The sequence below is a fragment of the Streptomyces sp. NPDC041191 genome (assembly GCF_055591945.1).
Genome location: NZ_JBVIZC010000006.1, coordinates 319,979 through 342,513 on the forward strand (window position 1 = coordinate 319,979; position 22,535 = coordinate 342,513).

At 73.0% G+C, this 22,535-nt stretch carries 20 protein-coding genes; 5 read left to right on the forward strand and 15 right to left on the reverse strand.

The genetic code is table 11. The features are described from left to right. Positions 1-73: 73 nt before the first annotated feature. From ACZ6AQ_RS14815 to ACZ6AQ_RS14875, 13 genes are all read right to left on the reverse strand, one after another. Positions 74-2,014 (reverse strand): MMPL family transporter, encoded by a 1,941-nt coding sequence (locus ACZ6AQ_RS14815; RefSeq protein WP_468760160.1) that lies wholly within the window; start codon positions 2,012-2,014, stop codon positions 74-76. Next, positions 2,004-2,969 (reverse strand): aldo/keto reductase, encoded by a 966-nt coding sequence (locus tag ACZ6AQ_RS14820; RefSeq protein WP_468760161.1) that lies wholly within the window; start codon positions 2,967-2,969, stop codon positions 2,004-2,006. Before ACZ6AQ_RS14820 ends, ACZ6AQ_RS14815 begins: the two co-directional genes overlap by 11 nt. Beyond that, entirely contained in the window at positions 2,969-3,991 is a 1,023-nt protein-coding gene (locus ACZ6AQ_RS14825; protein WP_468760162.1) for an endonuclease/exonuclease/phosphatase family protein, read from the reverse strand. Before ACZ6AQ_RS14825 ends, ACZ6AQ_RS14820 begins: the two co-directional genes overlap by 1 nt. Before the next feature lie 4 nt (positions 3,992-3,995). Beyond that, entirely contained in the window at positions 3,996-5,141 is a 1,146-nt protein-coding gene (locus tag ACZ6AQ_RS14830) for an endonuclease/exonuclease/phosphatase family protein (RefSeq protein WP_468760163.1), read from the reverse strand. Next, entirely contained in the window at positions 5,134-6,219 is a 1,086-nt protein-coding gene (locus tag ACZ6AQ_RS14835) for a glycosyltransferase family 2 protein (protein WP_468760164.1), read from the reverse strand. Before ACZ6AQ_RS14835 ends, ACZ6AQ_RS14830 begins: the two co-directional genes overlap by 8 nt. A gap of 14 nt (positions 6,220-6,233) precedes the next feature. Continuing rightward, positions 6,234-7,289, reverse strand: coding sequence for an NAD-dependent epimerase/dehydratase family protein (locus ACZ6AQ_RS14840; protein ID WP_468760165.1), 1,056 nt, complete (start codon positions 7,287-7,289; stop codon positions 6,234-6,236). Next, positions 7,283-8,713: an aspartate aminotransferase family protein gene (locus tag ACZ6AQ_RS14845; RefSeq protein ID WP_468760166.1), complete on the reverse strand. Its 1,431-nt coding sequence runs from the start codon at positions 8,711-8,713 to the stop codon at positions 7,283-7,285. Before ACZ6AQ_RS14845 ends, ACZ6AQ_RS14840 begins: the two co-directional genes overlap by 7 nt. A gap of 25 nt (positions 8,714-8,738) precedes the next feature. After that, positions 8,739-9,761, reverse strand: coding sequence for a lysylphosphatidylglycerol synthase domain-containing protein (locus ACZ6AQ_RS14850; RefSeq protein WP_468760167.1), 1,023 nt, complete (start codon positions 9,759-9,761; stop codon positions 8,739-8,741). Continuing rightward, positions 9,752-10,720 carry a UbiA prenyltransferase family protein gene (locus tag ACZ6AQ_RS14855; protein ID WP_468760168.1) on the reverse strand — a complete coding sequence of 323 codons (969 nt, stop codon included), beginning with the start codon at positions 10,718-10,720 and terminating at the stop codon, positions 9,752-9,754. The genes ACZ6AQ_RS14850 and ACZ6AQ_RS14855 overlap by 10 nt, the downstream gene beginning before the upstream one ends. A 104-nt stretch (positions 10,721-10,824) precedes the next feature. Then, a complete protein-coding gene (locus ACZ6AQ_RS14860) occupies positions 10,825-11,856 on the reverse strand; it encodes a glycosyltransferase family 2 protein (RefSeq protein WP_468760169.1) in 1,032 nt (343 codons plus the stop codon). An 80-nt stretch (positions 11,857-11,936) separates the two neighbouring features. Beyond that, positions 11,937-12,215, reverse strand: coding sequence for a hypothetical protein (locus ACZ6AQ_RS14865; protein ID WP_468760170.1), 279 nt, complete (start codon positions 12,213-12,215; stop codon positions 11,937-11,939). Positions 12,216-12,241: 26 nt separating this feature from the next. After that, positions 12,242-12,445, reverse strand: a complete 204-nt coding sequence (locus ACZ6AQ_RS14870) for a hypothetical protein (RefSeq protein ID WP_468760171.1) — start codon at positions 12,443-12,445, stop codon at positions 12,242-12,244. Positions 12,446-12,796: 351 nt separating this feature from the next. Then, positions 12,797-13,561, reverse strand: coding sequence for a GntR family transcriptional regulator (locus tag ACZ6AQ_RS14875; RefSeq protein ID WP_468760236.1), 765 nt, complete (start codon positions 13,559-13,561; stop codon positions 12,797-12,799). Between the two features lie 457 nt (positions 13,562-14,018). Here ACZ6AQ_RS14875 and ACZ6AQ_RS14880 point away from each other — a divergent pair, with 457 nt between their 5' ends. The 4 genes from ACZ6AQ_RS14880 (at position 14,019) to ACZ6AQ_RS14895 (ending at position 18,867) form a co-directional block, all read left to right on the forward strand. Beyond that, positions 14,019-15,314: an extracellular solute-binding protein gene (locus ACZ6AQ_RS14880; RefSeq protein ID WP_468760172.1), complete on the forward strand. Its 1,296-nt coding sequence runs from the start codon at positions 14,019-14,021 to the stop codon at positions 15,312-15,314. 131 nt (positions 15,315-15,445) lie between these two features. Then, positions 15,446-16,471 (forward strand): carbohydrate ABC transporter permease, encoded by a 1,026-nt coding sequence (locus tag ACZ6AQ_RS14885; protein ID WP_468760173.1) that lies wholly within the window; start codon positions 15,446-15,448, stop codon positions 16,469-16,471. Next, positions 16,468-17,334 (forward strand): carbohydrate ABC transporter permease, encoded by an 867-nt coding sequence (locus tag ACZ6AQ_RS14890; protein ID WP_468760174.1) that lies wholly within the window; start codon positions 16,468-16,470, stop codon positions 17,332-17,334. Before ACZ6AQ_RS14885 ends, ACZ6AQ_RS14890 begins: the two co-directional genes overlap by 4 nt. Before the next feature lie 9 nt (positions 17,335-17,343). Then, on the forward strand, positions 17,344-18,867 hold the full coding sequence (locus tag ACZ6AQ_RS14895; RefSeq protein ID WP_468760175.1) for a glycoside hydrolase family 3 protein: 1,524 nt from the start codon (positions 17,344-17,346) through the stop codon (positions 18,865-18,867). Between the two features lie 97 nt (positions 18,868-18,964). Here ACZ6AQ_RS14895 and nagB read toward each other — a convergent pair whose 3' ends face one another. After that, the gene (nagB, locus tag ACZ6AQ_RS14900) at positions 18,965-19,750 is read right to left on the reverse strand and encodes a glucosamine-6-phosphate deaminase (RefSeq protein WP_388698226.1); all 786 of its coding nucleotides are present in this window, start codon (positions 19,748-19,750) and stop codon (positions 18,965-18,967) included. A 706-nt stretch (positions 19,751-20,456) separates the two neighbouring features. Here nagB and ACZ6AQ_RS14905 point away from each other — a divergent pair. Continuing rightward, a complete protein-coding gene (locus ACZ6AQ_RS14905; protein ID WP_468760176.1) occupies positions 20,457-21,923 on the forward strand; it encodes a sensor histidine kinase in 1,467 nt (488 codons plus the stop codon). A gap of 163 nt (positions 21,924-22,086) precedes the next feature. On the opposite strand, the gene ACZ6AQ_RS14910 is transcribed toward ACZ6AQ_RS14905, so the two are convergent. After that, positions 22,087-22,344 carry a WhiB family transcriptional regulator gene (locus ACZ6AQ_RS14910; RefSeq protein WP_003953983.1) on the reverse strand — a complete coding sequence of 86 codons (258 nt, stop codon included), beginning with the start codon at positions 22,342-22,344 and terminating at the stop codon, positions 22,087-22,089. Between the last annotated feature and the right edge of the window lie 191 nt (positions 22,345-22,535).

Genomic DNA, 22,535 nt, shown 5'->3' on the forward strand with positions numbered 1-22,535 from the left:
GTCACGTTCCGTCGCACGACCGAACGCGTTCGTGATCGCGGTCGTCGATGCTAGAGGGGTAAAGGGTCCAGGTCTAGACCAATTGGGGTGAACGCCGGTGTACGGGCCACCGTCCCGCCGACGACCGGACCCACAACCGGCAGGTCAGCGCGTCGCCCACCGCCGCCATCGCGAACCCGGAGACCAGCAGGGCGAGTTCGACCTGGGGGCCGATCCCGATCGCGAGCACCGCGAGCGCGCCCGCGCCCGCCGCCACCGGACCCGCCCCCCGGGGGCCGCCCGCCGCCGAGGCCGCCGAACGCTCCAGGGACACGCAGAACGCGAAGGCCCCCACCACGAGCGGCACCCAGCCGGTCACCGCCCCCGTGTCCGCCGGACCCCACTGCCACACCACCACGAGGCCCCCCGTGGAGGCCCCCGCAGCGAGGAGCGCCCCGAGCACCGATCGCGCCGCCGCCGGCGCCCGCGACCGGCGGACGAGCACCCCGAACGCCGCCAGAGCCGCCGCCGGAACCGCGTACGGCAGCAGTCCGTACACCCCTTCCACCAGATCGAGGTCCACCACGCCCGAACCGCCCACCAGCGCGCCGGAACCGGCGAGCGCCGAACGCAGCGCCGTCACCGTCCCCGTGCCGGCCGCCGTCATCGGCTCCGCCACCGGGACGACCACGACCAGGGCCGCGCCGGGACGACGCCACCCGGCGGAGCCCGGAGCCACCGCGAGCAGCACCCCCGGCACCCGGGCCGCCCGCGCGGCCACCGCCTCCGGGTCGGCGTCCCCGGGCACCAGGACCTCCAGCGGGTTCAGCACCCCCGAGGGCACCCCGGCCGCCCCGAGCCGGTCCAGACCGTCCCGCGCCGGACCGCCCGCCACCAGGGCACGGGCCTCCGGATTGCCCACCCGCAGCTGGGTGGCCGCGCCGGCCAGCAGGACGAGCAGGACGAGACCGGCCGCGGCGAGCGGGCGCGGGACGGCGGGGACGCCCCGTACCGGACGGGACTCCCGGGCCGCCGGCCGCGGCACCGGAGCCGCCCCCGGGGGCGCCGGCCGCGTCACCGACCGCAGCACCGGAACCAGCGTCAGCGCCGCCGCGGTGCCCACCAGGCACACCGCCACCCCCGCGATCCCGATCGAACGCAGGAAGGAGGCCGGGAAGAGCGCCAGGACGGCGAACGCCGCCGCCCCCGCCGCGCCGCCCGTCACCGCGGACCGGGCGCCGGCGCCCGGCGGCTGGGCCCAGCGGTGGACCGCCACCACCAGGGCCGTCACCGGGACCAGGTACACCACGACGAAACTCACCCCGGTGAACCAGGCCGCCGCCTCCACGAGCACCAGGGCCCCCGCCGAGGTCACTGCCGCGAGCAGCAGCGGCGCCAGGACCCCCCGCGCCGAGCGGAACGCGAGCGCGAGCAGGACCAGCAGCCCCAGCGCGCAGACCGCCTTCGCCACGAGGGCCGCCGCGCCCGGCCCCGCGAGGGCGCTGTCGTGCTGGAGCGGCAGCACCCCCGTCACCTCGACCCGGGCCTCCGGCAGTGCCGACCGGAGCCCCGCGCGCAGCGCGCCCGCCGTCCCCTCCACCGCCGCCAGCCCCGCCAGGTCCGGCTCCCCCGCCCCCGGGTACACCAGCGCGTACACGGTCCGGCCGTCCGCACCGAGGAACCCCTCGTCGCCCGTGTCCGCGTACGAGACCGTCCGCGCACCCCGGCCCGCCGAGGCCGCGAGCGCGTCCGCGAACCGTTCGCCCGCGGTCCGGTCCCGTACGTCCGCGGCCGCCGGCCAGGTCACGACCGCGACCAGCGGGGCGACGGCGGCCCCGTTCCCGTACCGCTCGTGGACCGCCCGGTTCGCGTGGTGTCCCGGCCCTCCGGACGCGGTGAAGGACTGGTCGAGACGGTCCAGGCCGGCCACCGACGCCACCCCGCCGAGCAGCAGAACGAGGAGCCACACCGCACCGGTCGCCGCCCGGTGCCGCAGCGCGAACCCGCCCGCCCGGCCCAGCGGTTCAGCCGGCATCGTCGAGCCGCTCCCGCAACTCCGCCGGGAGGCGCAGCCCCACCGCGCCGAGCGACTCGTCCAGCTGCGCCGTCGAACTCGCCCCGACGATCGGCAGGACCGGCGGCCCGCCGCCCAGCGCCCAGGCCAGGACCACCTGGTTCGCGGTCGCCCCCAGCTCCGCCGCGACCTCCGCGAGCACCTTCAGGCGCCGCTCCGAACCCGCGTGCCGGTACTGCTCCGGGATCTCCTTGCCGGGGTCGGTGTACGCGCCCGTCAGCTGGGTCGTGTACGCCGTGAACGTCAGCTCCGGCCGCGTCCCCAGGTAGTCGAGCAGCTCCTCCGAGGCGTGCGGGTTCACCCCGAAGTCCGCCCCCGGACGCGGCCGCAGATAGGTGTACCGCTGCTGCACGGCCGCGTAGTCCGGCACCCCGGCCGCCACCGCCGCGCCCCGCGACTCCTCGATCCGCCAGGCGGCGAAGTTCGAACAGCCGGCCCGGCCGATCTTCCCGGCCGCCACCAGCTCGCCGAACGCGCCCATCGTCTCGGCGACCGGGGTCCTCCGGTCGTCGATGTGCGCGTAGTACAGGTCGATCCGGTCCGTGCCCAGGTTCCGCAGGCTCTCCTCCACCTGGCGGCGGACCACCGGGGCCGACAGGCCCTCCGCGCACTCCGGCCACGCCGAACCGGGCGGGTCCGGCAGCGCGCCGACCTTGGTGGCGAGCACGATCCCGTCCCGTACGCCCCGGCTGCGCATCCACCGCCCGATGACCCGCTCGCTCTCGGCGCCGGTCGCGCCCGGCTCCCAGAAGGCGTAGGTGTTCGCGGTGTCGACGAAGGTGCCGCCGGCCTCGTGGAAGCGGTCGAGGACGGCGAAGGCCGTGGCCTCGTCGATCCGGGTGCCGAACGGCAGGGTGCCCAGGCACAGCGTGCTCACGCGGGGACCCCCGGAACCGCCCAGGTCCGTGTACTCCATCAGTTCTTCCCTCTCTCTCGTACGGTCGGTGCGGTGACGGTCAGCTCCTGGACCAGGTGGTCCGACAGGCCCTCCGCGTCGCGGAAGCGGTACGAGCCGACCCGCACGCCGCCACCGGCGAAGGCCCAGTCGATCCGCCACAGCCGCAGCCGGGCTCGGGCGTTCCAGCTGGCCGGGCAGAGCGAGCGGCACGCGCCGATCGCGTCGCGCAGCGACCGGGGCATCCGGCGGATGTCCCCGATGGCCGCACTGGTGTTGAAGTCCCCGGTCACCAGGACCGGATGCGGGTTGTCCCGCAGGTCGGCGACGAGCGCCGCGTACTCGCGGTCACGGGCCGCCGCCCGGCGCCGCATGTCCCGGAAGAAGGCCGGGCGCAGCGGGCTCGTCACGGTCAGCTGCACCGGGATGTGCACGTTGTACGTCGACAGGACCCCGTCCCCGTCTCCGGCGTCCCCGGCCCGCAGGTCCACCCGGAGCGAACAGGCGCCGACCGGCACGGGCGGGCCGGCGGGCGGGAACCGGGACAGCGTCACGGAGTTGTTGCCCACGCAGAGGTGGTGGTCCGGGAACGCGGCCCGCAGCCGCTCCCCGTCGTCGATGTCCCAGACCTCGCCGCCCTCGAAGCCGTTCAGGTACTCCTGCAGGACGTACACGTCCGCGTCCATCGACGTCAGGAAGGCGTAGAAGCGGTCGGGGTCGCCGCCCTGGTTCCAGTGCTGGGTGTTCCAGGACACCAGGCGCACCCCGTCGCCGTCGTCGTCGGCGGGCCGGAGGAGCAGCGCCCGCGCGTTGATCCCGTTCTGCGGCCAGCCCGCCAGGAGACAGGCCGCGGCGAGCGCGCCCGCCCCCCACGCCCCGGTGACCGCGGCGGCGGCGAGCAGGCCCAGCGGAACGGCGGCGAAGACGGGCGGCGGCAGCAGCGAGACCGCGAGCCAGGGCCACCAGCGCCCGTTGAGCGCGAGGTGCAGGGCGAGGAACACCGTCCAGAGGACGGCGGCCCAGCCGACGGCGCCGTACGGCACGGTCTCACCCGCTCCCCGGCAGGGACACCCACAGGTCCTGCACCGCGTGGTCGGACAGCTTCTGCGGCTCGCCGAACTCGTACCGCACGGCCTTCGCCCCGTTCCCCGTGAACGCCCAGTCGGTCCGCCAGAAGGGCTTCCAGCCGCCCTCCTCCCAGCTCGTGGGGTACGGGTCGGTGCTCACCTCCGCCGCGTCCGAGAGGCGCTCCCGCAGCGGGTCGAGGTCCGACATCGCGGGCGTCGCGTTGAAGTCGCCGGCCACCACCACCGGGTTGCGGTTGGCCGCCAGGTCCGCCTCCAGGCCGGCGTACTGCGCCCGGCGCGGGGCGAACCGCTCCCGCATGTGCCGGTAGAAGGCGGACGAGAGGAGCCCGTCCGGCATGCTGTTCCACACGGGCATGTGCACGTTGTAGAACGACACCACCCGCCCCCCGACCAGGACGTCCGTCCGCAGTACCTTGTTCTCCCGGTACTCCGCCGGCCAGTCCGCGCCCGGCGGCACGTCCCGGGCCGGGCCCACGGCCGGCTGCCGCAGGACCGGGAAGCGGGAGAGCGTCACCAGCTCGCCCCGGACCGCGATCCCGTACCCGGGGAACTCCCGGCGCAGCCGCGCCAGGTCGTCGATCGGCAGCCTTCCCTTCCGGTCGGCGGTCACGTGCTGGTACTCGTGCAGCAGGTATACGTCCGCGTCCTTCGACCTCAGGAAGGCGTAGAAGTGGTCCCGCGTGCCCAGGAGCTGGTTCCACGAGTTGGTGTTCCAGGCGAAGACCCGTACGGAGTCCGGGCCGGGCGCCGGTTCCGGCCGCCACAGCGCGGCGGGGGCGAAGCCCGACTGCCCGAAGCCCGCCAGGAGGGCGAGCGCGGCGGCGGCGAGGCTCCGCCGGCGGGCGGCGCCCCGGGCGAGCGGGGCGAGGGCCGCGAGACCCAGGGGGACCAGGGCGAAGGCGGCCGGGGGCACGATGCCCACCAGGTGCCCGAGCCAGATCCGTCCGTCCGCCGCCCACTCCACGAGCAGCAGCGCGAGCCAGGCGAGGGCCGCTCCCAGGACGATCCCGTTCCGGCGGCGCCGGCGCCGGGGCGGGGGCTGGGGCCGGGCCGGGGCCTCCGGCGCGGCCTCCGGCGCGGCCTCCGGCACGAGCGTGTCAGCCACGGGAGGCCACCGCCTCCGCCACCGGCCGGCGGTCGGGACGCGGCCGCGGGTCGTACAGGTGACGGAACCGCTTCGAGCACAGCCACTGCGCGCCCGCTACCCCGATCGCCGCGAACACCGTCAGGTTCACCAGGAAGTTGACCGCCACGAAGTACGCCAGGAACGGACGTCCCCGGTGCTTCCGCACCACCCGGTACATGTCCAGGTCGCCCAGGACCCCGAGCGCGAACAGTGCGAGCGGAAGCAGTGCCCACACCGGCCCTCCCAGCACCGGAGCGGCCAGCGCGGTCACCGCCAGCGGCGCGGCGAGGCTGGCACCGGCGCGCGGGCCGGTGACGAAACCGCCCTGGAGCGCCCGGCGGCCCAGGATCAGCGGCACGGCGAGCCGGGCCCGGGCGAAGACCTTGCCCAGGACGATCCGCAGGGTGTCGTCGTGGTCGTGCCGACCGCGCACCTCCAGGGAGCTGAGCACCGTGTACCGCTCGGAGATCCGCCGTCCGTAGTCCTGGTCCTCGGTGTGCCGCAGGGCCGGGTTGAACGGTCCCACCTCCTCGAACACGTGCCGGGGCATCGCCAGGATCGCGGTGTGGACGGTGTCGATGACCCCTTCGGACCGCAGGAGCAGGTAGTACTGCTGGAGCGAGCGGTACTCCTCGATCAGGCTGTCCCGGATCAGCGGCTCCGGCTCGTAGGTGCCGCAGATCGCGCCGTACCCCCGCCCGGAGGCGAGGAGGGCGACCGACTTCTCGACGGCGTCCGGGTGCATGGCCACGTCGGAGTCGAGGAAGACGAGGATCTCGCCGGAGGAGAGCTCGGCCCCGAGGTTGCGGGCGACCGCGACCCCGCTGTTGACGCCGGTGGAGACCACCCGGGCGCCGGCCGCGGCGGCGACCGCCGCCGAGTCGTCGGTGGAGCAGTCGTCCACGACGACGACCTCGATGTTCGGGTACGTCTGCGCGAGGGCGGCCTCGACGCACAGGCCGATCGAACGGCCGTAGTTGTAGTTGGGGACGACGACGGAGACCAGGGGGCGGTCGCCGGGGGACGGGGACGTGGGGGAGGGCGCGGGGGAGGACATGGTGGGCGGGACTCCTAGAAGAGGACCTTGGCGAGGGAGAGGGCCCCCTGCCGCCACGGTTCGACACTGGTGACGCCCTCGCTCCTCTTCGCGGGGCGGGCGCCGGCGGCCGTGTGCCGCTGCTCGCGCCACCAGGCGAAGGTGCGCAGGATCGCGTCCTGGTTGGAGTGCTCCGGCCGGAAGCCGAGCACGTCCCGGGCCTTGTCGGTGGAGACGAAGCTGTGGTCGAGCAGCTTGTGCAGCAGCCGCCCGTAGACCGGGGAGAGGCCGGAGCGCTGGAGCAGGCCGAGCGCGGCGAGCGCGGGCCTCGCGGGCATCGACCGGACCCGCTTGCCGTGTCCGGCCGCGTCCAGGACGGCCTGGAAGTCCTCGCGTATCGTGCCGAACTCGGTGGCGCCCAGGTTGAAGGTGTCGTCGGCCCGCCCGGCCGGCGCGTCCATGGCGGTCACGACCGCGTCGACCAGGTCGGCCACGTCGAACATCTGGATGCGGACGTCGCCCCGGCCGAGCACCGGGAAGTTCCGGCCCTCCTCCGCCCACTCGAAGAGCATCGCGAAGAGCCCCATCCGGCCGGGCCCCAGGAAGGTCTTGGGACGCAGGATCGGCACGCACGTCCCCCGGGCCCGGAAGCGCTCCGCGACCTCCTCGGCCTCCGCCTTGGCGGCGCTGTAGGTGTCGACCGGCTCGCGCGGGTGCTCCTCGGGCGTCGGCACCGTCTTCGGCAGGCCGTAGACGGCGGTCGAGGAGATGTGCACGACCCGGGGGACGGCGTTCGCCTCGGCGGCGGTCAGGACCGCCTCCGTCCCGCCGACGATCACCGAGCGGATGGTGTCGGCCGGATAACTGGGCAGGGCGGCGGCGCAGTGCACCACCACGGCCGCGTCGGCCGTGGCCCGCTTCATCGCCACGGCGTCCCGGACGTCCGCGACCGTGTGCGTCAGGTCCGGGTGCTCCGTGCGCGGTGCCCGCAGGTCCACGCAGTGCACCTGCCGCCCGTCGTCGAGCAGCCGCTCGATCAGGGTCGATCCGAGCATTCCGGCACCGCCGGTGACCACGATGCGCTCTACCACAGCGACGACACCTTCTCCTTGACGAAACGGGCGAGCAGACGGGGGAGACCCTGCGCGAGGGTCTTGTCGAGGCAGTCCAGGAAGAACTCGGCCTCGTGCGGCTCGGCGACCAGCGAGGGCGCGACCATCAGCGGGTTGTCGCCGTTGAGCGTGTAGTACGTGTAGACGCCGTGGTCCCGGTAGAGGGCGTTGACCACCGACGAGGTGACGAGCTTGGTGAGGAAGCGCGGGTCCTTGGTCACCGCGCCCGGCGCCAGCTTCGTCACCAGTTCCAGGACCTTCGGGCCCTTGTGCAGGAAGACGCCGTGCAGCGCGCCGTGCCCGCGCACCTCGGCCACCACGTCCGGGTGCTCCTTGGCGATCCGCTCCAGGCCGGGGGCGAGGACCCGCTCGAGGGCCCGGGCGCGGGCCGGGTAGTCGTCCTCGACGGCCACGTTGACGGCCTCGATGGCGGTGACCGCCTCCTCGCCGAAGCCGTAGTAGGTGGTGGAGGTGGACTGCAGCAGGGCGTCGGTGAGGTTGTCGTACGCCTTGCGGAAGAGCGGCTCGCGGGCGACGAAGGCCGAGATGGAGGACTTGCCGCCGCCGAAGGACTTCGAGGTGGTGACGATGTCGGGGACCAGGCCCTCGTAGCGCATGAAGTGGAAGAGGGTGCCCGTCTTGCCCCAGCCGGTGTAGATCTCGTCGAAGAGCAGCACGATGTCCTCGGCCGTGCACAGCTCCCGCAGCCCGCGCAGGAACTCCTCCGGGCACTCGTTCATCGTGGACGCCGACAGCGGCTCGACGAGGATCGCGTACACGTCCGACCCGCCCCCGTCGGTGCGGAGTTCGGCGACCAGCCGCCGGACCGAGTCCAGGTCCCCGTACCGGAAGACCCCCACGCCCGGGATGCCGGGGAACTGGAAGGTGGACTGGTTCTGGCCGGTGAGGCTGCCCGAACCGAGCAGCTTGCCGTGGAAGGAGATGTCGGCCCGCAGCACCCGGGAGCGCCGGCCGCCGTGGTACTTGTACGCCAGCTTGACCGCGCCCTCGACCGCCTCCGCGCCGGAGTTGGGGAAGAAGGACATGTTCAGGTCGCCGGGCAGCAGCTCCGCCAGGTTGTGGCCGAGCGCCGCTATGTAGGGCGAGAAGTAGGTCTTGTGGACCTCCATGCTCCTGCGTTCCTGGAAGCGCTGCCGGGCGGCGAGGATCCGGGGGTGGTTGTGGCCGTGGTTGAGGACCCCGACGCCGCCGGTGAAGTCCAGGACGCGGCGGCCGTCGCGCTGGGTGATCCAGACGCCCTCCGCGCTCTCGACCAGCTCCTGGCCGAAGCCGAAGGAGGTCATCAGGGAGACCTGGCTCTTGTTGACGTGGTCCTTGTACAGGCCGTGGACCTGCTTGACCGTCATCGACTCGCAGTCGTCGACGGAGTACAGCGGAGACATGGGGACTCCTTCGTGTCGGTGGGGGTCAGCCGGGGACGGGTGCCGGGCGGCGGGGGAGGGTCAGGAGGAGGGCGGCGCCCCCGACCAGGACCTCGCTGAGGGTGCAGACCAGCCGGCTGGCGACCGCGGCGGCGGTCGCCTCCTGCCAGGGCAGGACGGCGGTCAGGGAGAGGAGCAGCAGGCCCTCCCGGGCGCCCCAGCCGTCCGGCAGCACCACCACGAGGCTGGCGGCGGCGGTGGCCAGGGCGAAGCCGCCCACGCAGACCGGCAGCGCGGTCAGCGGCGGGGCGCCGAGCATCACGGCCAGCGCCCACAGGTGCAGTCCCGAGACCGCCCAGGAGGCGGTGGCGGAGGCGAGCGCCCTGCGCGTCCCCCGGTCGCTGGCCCGGGCCGCCGGGGCGGGCCTGCGGACCTGCCGGGCGGCGCGGGAGACGAGGCGGTGGAGCAGCGCGGGCCGGACGGCCCAGGCCAGGACGACCGCGCCCGGCAGCACCAGCCACCACGCCTCGGCACCGAGCGTCCAGGGCGCGGCGAGGGGGCCGAGGGCGAGGCCGGTGAGGACGGCCACGACCAGGTTGAGGAGGAAGACGGCGAGGACGACCGGCGCGGGCACCCCGGCCGCACCGCCCATCCGCACCTGGGCGAGGACGCCCCAGACGGCCCCCGGCACGTACTTGCCGAGGTAGGAGGTGAAGTAGATCCGGGTGGCGGTCCGCCCGGGTGTTCCGGGCCCCAGGTCGGACAGGAGCGTCCGCCAGGTGGCCATGGAGAAGAGGACGGCGAGGGCGTTGGCCGCGAGCGCCCCGAGCAGGTACGGGACGGAGGCCGGCCGCAGGACGAGCCCGGCGAGCTCGCCGGCCCGGTCGTACAGGGCGAATCCGACGCCCGTGACGACCGCGACGGGGAAGAGGACGGACAGGGCGCGGCGCAGGGGGCCGCGCCGCGCCGGGGGCGCGGGGGCGGTCTCGGGGGTGGACCGCGGGCCGGTCCCGGAAGTGGGTTCGGGGGTGGTCCCCGGGGTGGGGGCCGTCGTGGTCGTCACCGCCATGGGCCGGCCTGGCCGAACAGCCACGCGCCGGCCAGCGGCACGATCCAGAGCAGGGCGTTGGAGACGGTCGCCCGGTCGCGGAACAGGGCCCGCGAGGGGTTCCCGCCGCCCGAGTCCACCACGATGAGCTGGAGGTAGCGGGCGAGGCCGAAGAAGGCGAACGGGGCGGTGAGCACCGCGACCAGCGGACCGTGCGTCCCGAAGGCCGGGGCGGTCTGGATCTGCAGGACGTAGCTGACGGCGGTGAGCACGGCCGTGAAGACGAGCAGCTGGTCGAGGAAGCCGAGGGTGTAGCCGCGCAGGGCGGGCCGGTGCAGCACCCCGCCGACCGCCATCTCGTGGCGCCGCTTGCCCAGGATCAGCAGCAGGCAGAAGGAGAGGACGCAGAGCGCGAGCCAGTTCGGCACCGGGTTCCCGGCGGCCAGGCACCCCTGGACGAGGCGCAGGACGAAGCCGAGGGCGACGATGAAGACGTCGAGCAGCGGGACGTGCTTCAGTCCCTTGCTGTACGCGGCGTTGAGCACGAGGTACGCGGCGACCGGCCACCAGTCGGCGGGCGCGACCGCACCGGTGAGCACGGTCAGGCCGGCCGTCGCCGCGAGGAGCGCGGCCAGGAGGGCGGCGAAGGAGACGGCGGTGGCGACGCCCGTGCGGCCGGCGGCGATCGGCCGGTGCCGCTTCTCCGGGTGGCGCCGGTCCCGGTCCCGGTCCCCGATGTCGTTGACCAGGTAGACCAGCGCGGACGCCAGGGTGAAGACGCAGACCGCTGCCAGGGTGCCGCCCAGCACGCCGCCGTCGGGGCGGGGGGCGGCGAGCAGACCGAGGGGGACGACGACCGCGTTCTTCGTCCACTGTCCCGGGCGGACGAGGGAGACGAGGTCGGCGATGCGGCCGGGAGGAGGGGAGGCAGGCGGGCGGGCCGTCGGTGTCTCTCTGCCGGTGAGCACGGGCGTGGCCATGAGCGGACTCCTGTGGACGGGATCGTACGGAGGTCTGGGGCGGGTGTACGGGTCGGGGCCGTGCAGGGGTCTGGGGCGGGCGTACGGGCCGGGGCGGGCGGGTGTCACGCGGGGGTCGTGGGGGAGGCCGCCGGCGCCGTCCCCGGGCGGCGCCGGACGCTCGGCCCGAAGTCCGGCTCGGTCAGCCAGCGGACGGCGCCGCGCGCCGCGCCGAGGACGATCGCCTGGTGCAGCACGAAGTGGACGGCGGTGAAGTACAGGAGAAACCCGGGTCCCCGGGTCCGCAGCGCGAACCGGCTCAGGCCCGGGTCGGCACAGGCGAAGAGCGCCGCGCACAGGGCGGGGACGAGCAGCAGCCAGGGCGAGAGGAGGCCGAGGAGGAGGGTGGGGAGCGTCAGCGCGGCCGCGAGGACGCCGAGCGGCCGGTTCGCGGTGAGGCCGCCCTCCCGCATCTGCCCGAGCGCGGCGATCAGCAGCTGGGAGCGCCGGTACTGCTCCTTGAGCATCGCGCCGAGCCGGTCGACGTCGTCGTGCCGGCCGCGGATCGCCCCGGTCATCACGATCCGGTGGGAGCGGACGAGCCGGCCGCTGTACTCGACGTCCTCCGAGTCCCGGAGGTTCTCGTCGAAGGGGCCGGTCTCCTCGAAGACCTCCCTGCGGATCGCGCCGAGGGCGAAGAAGGCGGTACGGACCTCGCCGGCGGCGCGCCGGCGCCAGAAGTGGGCGTGCAGCGCGTGGTAGCGCTCCACGGGCCCGTCGTCGAAGAGGGGCTCGGGGTCGAGGACGCCGTGGACGCAGCCGAGCCCGGGGTCGTCGCGGAGCATGTCGGCGGCGTGGGCCAGGGCCTCGGGGTGGAGCGCGGTGTCGGAGTCGAGGAAGAAGAGGACCTCGCCCCGGGCGGCGGCGGCTCCCGCGTTCCGGGCGGCGGACACCCCGCGGTTGTGGGGGTGGGCGATGAGGACGACGCCGAACTCGCGGGCGATGTCCCGGGACCGGTCGGTGCTGGCGTCGTCCACGACGATGACGTCGAGGGGGGCGTGGGTCTGGGCGAGGACCGAGGCGAGGCAGGCGCGCAGGGTCTTCTCGTAGTTGTAGTTGGGAATGATGACGGACACGGTGGGGCGGGCCCTGGGCATGGGGGTTCCTCGGTTGTGACGGGGACGTCCGGGGCGGTGGACCGCGCCGGGTCCGGGGACGTGGGCGGGCGGCGGGGCCTTCAGAGGAGCCGGAAGTCCGCGATGCGGTGTCGGGAGAGTTCGGGGGAGTGCCCGAGGAGGAGCCGGCAGAGCAGCAGCGCGCGGCCGACGGCCTCGACCTCGTCGGGGCCCCGGATGTACAGGGCCAGCCGGACCGACCGGCCGAGGACCAGGGCCCGTGCGGAGTCGAAGCGGTCCTGCGGCCGGGCGAGTCGGTGCAGCGTCTCGACGAGGAGGGCGGCGGACGGGGCCGGTGGGGGGACGGCGTCCGGTGCGGAGTCGTCGTCCGGTGCCCTCATCGAGATGCCGACGAGGTAGATGGTGATCAGCCCCAGGAGAACCCGTCGCCGCTGTCACCGGCGCTTCCGGCCGTCGTCACGACGCCCCCGGCGGCGGTGTCCGCCGTGCCGGTGCCCGCCGGCTGGGACACGAGGGCGAAGGCCAGCGCGGCCGCCGCGGGGACGAGCAGGGCGAGGACGGAACGGACCCGAAAACGAGCGGAAGTGACGGAACGGGCGTTGCTGGGCATGGCGGGATCACCTTTCCGGACGGCGCGGAACGAGAGGAGGTGCGGGGTTTCCCCGGGGCCGCTCCCGGACTCTGCCGGGCGGCTTCGACACGTCCAAGACTGGCCCGCGGGGGAGCGGCCTGTCACCGGGGAACGGCTGGCGCCAACCGCGTGGCAGTTTGGGGACAGGGCCCGGGCCCACCCGGCGCACGCCTTCCACCAGCGCGTTGCCCGGGGCTGTCACGTTCCTGCCAGGCGGAAGGTGCCGGGCGCCGGGCACGTCCCCGGCGGCCTCCGGTGCGGGCGGCGCGGCTTCCGGAAACGCCGAACGGCCGCACCCGGGGGCGCGGCCGTTCGGTGTCGTGGGTGCGTTCAGTCGTGGGGGCGCCGGAGCCGTGCCACGAACTTGTACCGGTCGCCGCGGTAGACGGACCGGACCCACTCGACCGGCTCGCCCCGCGCGTCCAGGGAGTGGCGGGAGAGCATCAGCATCGGCAGGCCCACGTCCGTGCCGAGCAGCCCCGCCTCGCGCGGGGTGGCGAGGGAGGTCTCGATGGTCTCCTCGGCCTCGGCGAGGTGCACGTCGTAGACCTCGGCGAGCGCGGTGTAGAGCGAGGTGTACTTGACGAGCGAGCGGCGCAGGGCCGGGAAGCGCTTCGCGGACAGGTGGGTGGTCTCGATCGCCATCGGCTCCCCGCTGGCGAGCCGCAGGCGCTCGATGCGGAGCACCCGGCCGCCGGCCGTGATGTCGAGCAGCCCGGCGAGGGTGTCGTCGGCGGTGACGTAGCCGATGTCGAGGAGCTGCGAGGTGGGCTCCAGGCCCTGGGCGCGCATGTCCTCGGTGTACGAGGTGAGCTGAAGGGCCTGGGAGACCTTGGGCTTGGCCACGAAGGTGCCCTTGCCCTGGATGCGCTCCAGCCGTCCCTCGACGACCAGTTCCTGGAGCGCCTGGCGCACGGTGGTGCGCGAGGTGTCGAACTCGGTGGCGAGGGTCCGTTCCGGCGGGACCGGCGTACCGGGCGGCAGGGTCTCCGTCATGTCGAGCAAGTGCCGCTTCAGCCGGTAGTACTTGGGCACGCGCGCGGTGCGGGTGGGTGTCCCGCTCTCTGTCTCCGTGCTGCCCGCCTCCGTGGCCATGGCCTGCCTTCCCGACTCCTGTGCTGTTGCCGTCACCGGCTCCTCCGTCTGTCGCGGCTCACATGGTGGCACGCTTCCTGTGCCACCACGGTTTCTCCTGCCGATACGTGCCGCTTCGGCGAGGAGGAGGCGTTCCCTGCTTCTTATACACCGCGCTGTGCCCCGTTGGTCTAGGCCATTCGGGCCGGGAAGTGGGAGGCTTCTCCCGGCGGGGCGGGAGGGGCCCTCCGGTCCGCCGGGGCGCACGCGGCGGCCCGGCCGGACGCGGACCAGGTGTCGGTCCGGTAACGGACGCTCATACCCGTCTTGCGCACCCTTGACACCCAAAAAGGTCTAGGCCAAGCTCCGGGTACTGGTCTAAACCATTAAGGACCAGGTCCCAGCCCCACGAGCAATACCCGACGTATGTCTTCGCGCGGTGGGCAGGGGGGTTGCAGGCATCCCTGAGGAGGGTGGCGTGAAGCGCAAGCTCATCGCGGCGATCGGCGTCGCGGGCATGATGGTCTCCATCGCTGCATGTGGTTCCGACAGCGGCAAGGCCAAGGACGGCGACAAGGGCAAGGCCGGGGGCGACAAGACCCTGACCGTCTGGGTCATGGACGGCTCGGCGCCCGAAACCTGGATGGCCGAGGTCAACAAGGCGTTCGAGGCCAAGCACCCCGGCGTCAAGGTCAAGGTCGAGAAGCAGGTCTGGAACGGCATCCAGGAGAAGGTCACCACCGCCCTCTCCGAGGACACCCCGCCGGACGTCCTGGAGCTCGGCAACACCCAGACCGCCGGCTACGCGGTCACCGGCGGCCTCGCCGACCTGACCGCCGACAAGGCCAAGCTCGGCTACGACGGCTGGAACAAGGGGATGGTCGCCTCCAACGAGCTGGACGGCAAGCTCTACTCCGCCCCCTGGTACGCCGCCAACCGCGTCGTCGTCTACGACAAGGCCGCCTTCAAGAAGGCCGGCGTCACCCCGCCGAAGACCCGCGCCGAGTGGATCGAGGGCCTGAAGAAGCTCAAGGCGTCCGACCCGAAGACGCAGGCGATCTACCTGCCCGGCCAGTCCTGGTACGTCCTCGCCGGTCTCGTCTGGGACGAGGGCAGCGACCTCGCGGTCAAGGACGGCGACAAGTGGAAGGGCAACCTGTCCTCCCCCGAGGCCGTCAACGCCGTGAACTTCTACAAGGAGCTGGCGTCCTACTCCACCGCTCCGAAGGACAAGGACGAGGCGACCCCGCAGCAGTCCACCGACGTCATCCCCAAGGGTGGCGTGGCGTCCTGGATCGGTCTCGGCTGGGAGGCCGGCGGCGCGATCGACGCCATGAAGAAGGCCGGCAAGACGGCCGACTTCGGTTACTTCCCGATCCCGGGCAAGACCGCCGACAAGCCGGGCTCCGTCTTCCTCGGCGGCTCGAACCTCGCCATCGCCGAGCGCTCCCCGAACAAGGACCTCGCGAAGGAGTGGCTGGCCCTCGCCGCCGGCAAGGAGTACATGACGAAGTACGCCGCCGCCACCGAGGGCGCGCTGCTTCCGAACACCGACGCCGCGCAGTTCAAGCCGGCCCCCGGATCCTTCGCCGAGGCCATGGCCGCCTCCGCCGTCTCCGGCAAGGTCACCCCGGTGACCCCGGGCTGGGCGAACGTCGAGACCGCCCCGAACCCGATCAAGGACTACATGAGCAAGGTCCTGAAGGGCGAGGACGCCAAGGCCGCCGCCGAGGCCGCCGACAGGGTCATCAACGAGCGCATCAACCAGAAGTGATTCCGTGACCCCGGTGGCGCGGCCGGTCTCGGGCCGGCCGCGCCACCGGGGTTCCGCAGTGACCCGTGGCCCCCTCCCCGGGGCCACGACCCGGTGGGCGCGGGAGCCCCAAGACCGCGAGGAATAAGACCATGACCGTGGACTCCCCGGGGACGGCGGCCGCCGTCACCCAGGACGCGCCCGGAAGGGCGGCAGGGACGTCTCAGACTCCCCCGCCGGCTCCTTCCGGCCCGAAGGAAGTCCTTCAGCCCTCGCGCGGGAGACGCTCCCTGCCCAGCGGGCTGCTGCCGTACCTGCTCGTCGCGCCGGCCCTGATCGCGATGGCCGGACTGCTCCTCTATCCGCTGAGCCGCAATGTGATCCTCTCCTTCCAGACGCTCAACCGGAAGGAGTTCATCACCCGCGAGACGGTGTGGACGGGCTTCGACAACTACGCCGACCTGCTGGGCGACTCGCAGTTCTGGTCCGTCGCCCTCCGCTCCGCCGTCTTCACCGCCGTCAACGTCCTGCTCATCATGGCCATCGGCACCGGCGTCGGTCTGCTCCTCGACCGCCTGGGCAAGAAGATGCGGCTGCTGCTCTCGCTGTCCCTCGTCCTGGCGTGGGCCATGCCGATCGTCGCCTCCGTGACCGTCTTCCGCTGGCTCTTCGACGAGCAGTTCGGCGTCGCGAACTGGCTGATGCGCACGCTCGGCTTCTCCGGCTACGAACAGCACAACTGGTTCGAGACCGGCTTCTCGACCCTCACCATCTCCCTGATCCTGCTGGTCTGGGGTTCCGTCCCGTTCGTCGCCCTCAACATGTACGCCGGACTGACGACCGTCGGCACCGAGCTGTACGAGGCGGCCAAGATGGACGGCGCGAGCGGCTGGCGGACCTTCTGGTCCGTGGTCTTCCCGAACCTCAGGTCCTTCTTCATGATCACCACGTTCCTGGAGATCATCTGGATCTTCAAGGCGTTCACGCAGGTCTACGCGATGAACCTGGGCGGCCCCAACCGCGCCTCGGAGACCCTGCCCGTCTTCGCCTACATCGAGGGCGTCGGCCAGTTCCACTACGGCACCGCCGCGGCCATCTCGGTCCTCACGATCGTGATGCTGGTCGCGATCATGTCCTTCTACTTCCGCCTGATCCTGAAGCAGGAGGACGAGCTGTGAGCACCACCGCCCCCGCTCCGCAGAAGCTGCGCACCCGCAAGAAGCTCACGGCCGGCACGGTCGTCAAGAACGTCTCCGCGCTCGTCGTCGCGGCCGTCTTCGTCTTCCCCGTCTACTGGATGTTCTCGTCCTCGCTGAAGCCGCAGCACGAGATCCTGACGAAGGACCCGGTCTTCTTCTTCAAGCCGACCCTGGAGAACTACGGCACCTCCACCGGGGTCGACCTGTTCTGGACCTACGTCCGCAACAGCCTCACCGTCACCCTCGGCGCCGTGCTCCTGGCCCTGCTCGTCGCCCTCGCCGCGAGCTTCGCCCTCGCCCGTATGAGGTTCAGGGGCCGCAAGGGCGTCGTCCTCGTCGTGATGATGGCGCAGATGGCCCCCTGGGAGGTCATGGTCATCGCGATGTACATGATCTCGCGCGAGAACGACCTGCTGAACAGCATCCCGATGCTCACCGCGATCTACTTCGCGATGGTCCTGCCCTTCACCATCTGGACCCTGCGCGGCTTCATCGCCGCCGTTCCGGTGGAGCTGGAGGAGGCCGCCCAGATCGACGGCTGCACCCGCGGCCAGGCGTTCCGCAAGGTCATCTTCCCGCTGCTCGCCCCGGGCCTGATGTCCACCTCGATCTTCGGCTTCATCACGGCCTGGAACGAGTTCGCGATGATCCTGATGCTCAACAAGGACCGGGAGTCGCAGACCCTGACGCGCTGGCTGACCGAGTTCCAGACCGCCTTCGGCAGCGACTGGGGCGCCACCATGGCCGCCTCGTCCCTCTTCGCGCTTCCCGTGCTGATCGTCTTCATCTTCGTCCAGCGCAAGGCCGTCGGCGGCATGACCGCCGGCGCGGTGAAGGGATAACGGCTCCCCATGACGACACTCGTACAAGGCTCGGACACCCTGACGCGCGACGCGCTCGCGGTCCTCCAGCCCGGCTTCGCCGGCACCACCGCCCCCGACTGGCTGCTCCGCCGCATCGGCGAGGGCCTGTCGTCGGTCGGCCTCTTCGGCCGGAACATCGCCACCCCCGAGCAGCTCACCGCGCTCACCGCGCAGCTCAGGGCCGAGCGGGACGACGTCCTCGTCGCCATCGACGAGGAGGGGGGCGACGTCACCCGCCTGGAGGTCCGGCAGGGCTCCTCCTTCCCCGGCAACTACGCGCTGGGCAGCGTCGACGACGTCGAGCTCACCCGGGCCGTGGCCCGCGAACTCGGCCGCCGGCTCGCGCTGTGCGGGGTGGACCTCAACTGGGCGCCCTCGGCGGACGTCAACTCCGACGCCGAGAACCCGGTCATCGGCGTCCGGTCCTTCGGGGCCGACCCGGACCTGGTGGCCCGGCACACCGTGGCGTACGTGGAGGGCCTCCAGGGCGCCGGGGTCGCGGCCTGCACGAAGCACTTCCCCGGGCACGGCGACACCAACGTGGACTCCCACGACGCGCTGCCCCGGATCGATGTGGACCTCGCCACACTGCACGCCCGTGAGCTGGCACCTTTCCGCTCGGCCGTCGCCGCGGGTACCAAAGCGGTCATGAGCGCGCATATCCTTCTGTCCGCGCTCGACCCCCACCGCCCGGCCACCCTGAGCCCGCAGATCCTCACCGGTCTGCTGCGCCAGGAGCTGGGCTTCGAGGGGCTGATCGTCACCGACGGCATGGAGATGCGGGCCGTCTCGGCGACGTACGGCATCGAGCGCGGATCGGTCCTCGCCATCGCCGCGGGCGCCGACGCCATCTGCGTCGGCGGCGGGCTGTGCGACGAGGACACCGTACTGCGGCTGCGCGACGCGCTCGTCGACGCGGTACGGACCGGTGAACTGCCCGAGGAGCGGCTGGCCGACGCCGCGGCGCGCGTGCGCGCCCTGGCGGCCTGGACCAGGTCGCACCGGGCCAGGGGGGCTGGATCGGTGCCGGGCGCGGCAGTGCAGGAGGGGACCGCGCCCGGCACCGACATCGGACTGGTCGCCGCCCGCCGGGCCCTCCGGGTGACCCGCGGCGACCGGCCGTACGCGCCGGTGACCGAGGCCCCCTACGTGGCCTCCTTCACCCCGGTCGCGAACTTCGCGGTCGGCGACGAGACGCCCTGGGGCGTCGCCGCGGAGCTGGAGCGCCTCCTCCCCGGCACGGAGACCGGGTCGTACGGCGAGTCCTCCGTGGACGCCGTCCTCGCCGCCGCGGGGGAGCGCCGCGTCGTGGCGGTCGTACGGGACGCCCACCGGCACCCGTGGATGACCGAGGCCCTGGACGGTCTCCTCGCGGCCCGCCCCGACACCGTCGTGATCGAGATGGGCCTCAACGAGGCGGAGCCCCGGGGGGCCCTGCACATCGCCACGCACGGTGCGGCCCGGGTCTGCGGCCGCGCGGCCGCGGAGGCCGTCGTCGGGACCGGCGCCTGACCGCCGCTCCGGCACCCGTACGACGAGGGGCCCGGCACCTGTTCGGGTGCCGGGCCCCTCGCGCCGTCGCCGCGCCGCGACCGGGGGTGCGGGCGGATCAGATGCCCTGCCAGGCGGGCTTGCCGGCGAAGGTGTGCCGGAAGTAGTCCGCGAGCTTCAGCCGGGAGGCGGCGGCCTCGTCCACGACGATCGTGGCGTGCGGGTGCAGCTGGAGCGCGGAGGCCGGCACGAGGGCCGCCACCGGCCCCTCGACGGTCCGCGCCACGGCCTCGGCCTTGCCCTCGCCGGTGGCGAGCAGCACCAGGTGGCGGGCCTCCAGGATGGTGCCGATCCCCTGGGTGATGACGTGGTGCGGGACCTGCTCGATGTCGTCGTCGAAGAAGCGCGCGTTGTCCACCCGGGTCTGCTCGGTGAGCGTCTTGATCCGGGTGCGGGAGGCGAGCGAGGAGCACGGCTCGTTGAAGCCGATGTGCCCGTCGGTGCCGATCCCGAGGATCTGCAGGTCCACGCCGCCGGCGTCGCGCAGGGCCCGGTCGTACTCCTCGCAGGCCGCCTGGACGTCCTCGGCGGAGCCGTCGGGGCCCATGAAGGCGTCGGGGGAGAGGCCGAGCGGCTCGACGACCTGCCGGAGCACGGTGGAGCGGTACGACTCCGGGTGCCCGGCGGGGAGGCCGACGTACTCGTCCAGCTGGGCGATCCGGGCCCGCGAGACGTCCACGGAGCCCGCCTCGACCCGGGCCGTCAGGGCGGCGTAGACGGGCAGCGGGGTCGAACCCGTGGCCACGCCGAGCAGCGCGTCGGGCTTGCGGCGCAGGAGGTCGGCGATGCCGTCCGCGATGAGCTCGCCGCCCGCCTCGGCGTCCTTGACGATGACAACTTCCACGCTGTGCCTGCCGATCTGGTGAGGGGCTGGGAAGGGGTCCTGTGGTATAGACCAATCTGGGTCCAAATCTAGCAGAGGAGGGCGTCCCTTCTCATGCCGTTCCGCCCCTCGGGCGGCCCCGCCTCCATCCTCGGCCGCCCTCGCGGCCCCAGCCACTCGAACCCCGGCGCCTCCGGGGCGGGGGAGCGGGGAAGGGCGGGAGAGGGGGCGGAACGGTGGCGGGCCTCCGCGAGAGCGGCGCCACGGGCCGGCCGGCCCGGCGGGGGCTGCCTCCCGGGCGGGACGAAGGGGGGAGGTGCGGGGCGCGGAGGGTGCCGCGGGAGGGGCGGTGGGGGTGCCGCGGGAGGGGTGGCCGGGCCTTTGGCGGCCGGACGCGCCGGCCCCGGAAACACCCGCGGGCCGCGGCGCCCGGCGGGACCCTCAGCCCGCCCGGCACCGCAGCCCGGAGTTGCCCGGCCGGGGGTGTGCGGTCCCTCGGCCGTGTGGGAGGTCTCGGCGCAGTCAGGGCAGAGAGCGCCGGGTACCTCGTTCCACCCTCCTGTGCGGGGAGGATGGAAGCTCTGTCGCGCTCATTGTGGACTAGACCATTCTTCTCTGTCCATCCACGGGAACGCGGCCCTTCCCGTCCCATCCTCCAGTACGCGGCTCCGGAGATCCAGGTGCGCGGACCCCGCAATTCCGCGGGTACGCTCGCACCGTGCCCTCCATGAACGACCTCGTACGCCAGCACACCACCCTGAGCGACTCCGACCTCGAGTGGCTCCACCTGCTGGTGTCGGAGTGGCAGCTGCTCTCCGACCTCTCCTTCGCCGACCTCGTCCTCTGGGTCCCCACCCTCGACGGCACGCGGTACGTCTCCGTCGCCCAGATGCGGCCGAACACCGGCCCCACCTCCTACCAGGACGACATGGTCGGCCACCTGGTCCCGCGCGGCCGCCGCCCGCTGCTCGACGCCGCCCTCGACGAGGGCCGGATCGTCCGCGAGGGCGACCCGGAGTGGCGCGAGGAGGTCCCGGTGCGGGTCGAGTCCATCCCCGTGCGCCGCGAGGGCCGGGTCCTCGGCGTCATCGCCCGCAACACCAACCTGCTGACCGTCCGCACCCCCTCCCGGCTGGAGCTGACCTACCTCCAGTCGGCCTCCGACCTCGCGCAGATGATCGCCGCCGGAACGTTTCCCTTCCCCGGCGAGCAGGTCGACATGGACTCCTCGCCCCGGGCCGGGGACGGCCTCGTCCGGCTGGACGCCGAGGGCGTCGTCCAGTACGCCTCGCCCAACGCGCTCTCCGCCTACCACCGGCTCGGCCTCGCCGCCGACCTCGTCGGCCAGCACCTCGGCCAGATCACCGCCGAACTCGCGCCCTCGCGCGGCCCGGTGGACGAGGCCCTGGTCACCCTGGCCTCCGGTTACGCGCCGCGCGAGTTCGAGGTCGAGGGCAACAGCGGAGTGATCCAGCTGCGGGCGATCCCGCTCAAGCCCAAGGGCACCCGCATCGGTTCCCTCGTCCTGCTCCGGGACGTCACCGAACTGCGCCGCCGCGAGCGCGAGTTGATCACCAAGGACGCCACCATCCGGGAGATCCACCACCGGGTGAAGAACAACCTCCAGACGGTGGCCGCCCTGCTCCGCCTCCAGGCCCGCCGGATGGACTCGGACCGGGGCCGCGAAGCCCTCGAAGAGGCCGTGCGGCGCGTCGGCTCGATCGCCATCGTGCACGAGACGCTGTCTCAGAACCTGGACGAGCGCGTCCAGTTCGACGAGATCGCCGACCGCGTCATCGCGATGGTGGCGGAGATCTCCCCGGGCAAGGTCACCTGCCGGCGCAACGGCCGCTTCGGCATCCTCGACGCCGAGGTCGCCACCCCGCTCTCCATGGTCCTGACCGAGATCCTCCAGAACGCCCTCGAACACGCCTTCGTGCAGGGGGAGCGGGGCACGGTCGAGGTCACCGCCGTCCGGAGCGAACTCCGCGCCGATCCCCGGCTTCTGATCACGGTCCAGGACGACGGCCGCGGCCTTCCCGAGGGGTTCGATCCGCAGCGGGCCGGAAATCTCGGACTCCAGATCGTACGCACCCTGGTGGAAGGGGAGTTGGGCGGAGGCTTCGACATGCTCCCGGCTCCCGGGCGCGGCACGAAGGTGGTCCTCGACATTCCCGTACGGCCGCAGAAGTAGCGTCCGCCGCCGGAATTCCGGCGGCGCGCACAGCAGCGAGCCCCGGACCGAAGGAAATCGGTCCGGGGCTCGAATGCTGTGGGTTGTTACTGCGCGCTGCGACTCAAGGGCGGTGCCTGCACACGCGATGTGTGCGCCGCTCGCCTGAGGCTGTCGTGGGGCGTCAGGCGCTGGCGTTGCGCGCCCGGTTGCGAGCGGCACGGCGCTTCATCGCGCGGCGCTCGTCCTCGCTGAGGCCACCCCAGACGCCGGAGTCCTGGCCGGACTCGAGCGCCCACTGCAGGCACTGCTCCATGACGGGGCAGCGGCGGCAGACGGCCTTGGCTTCCTCGATCTGCAGCAGCGCAGGACCGGTGTTGCCGATGGGGAAGAACAGCTCGGGGTCTTCCTCACGACAAACGGCGTTGTGACGCCAGTCCATGGCTGCTACCTCTCTTGGTATTACGTGCAGGTTGCTTGTGAATGTGAACGCTTTCACGAATCCCTCCGCAAGGGAAGGGCCGACTGCCAGATGAACTGGTGTGGTCCTTTGGACTGAGGAGGGGTTCTGGCTCTCAGTGGAGGCCGGTCTTGCGGGCCGTCCCGATTGCCAAGAAGAGACTCGCAAACCTC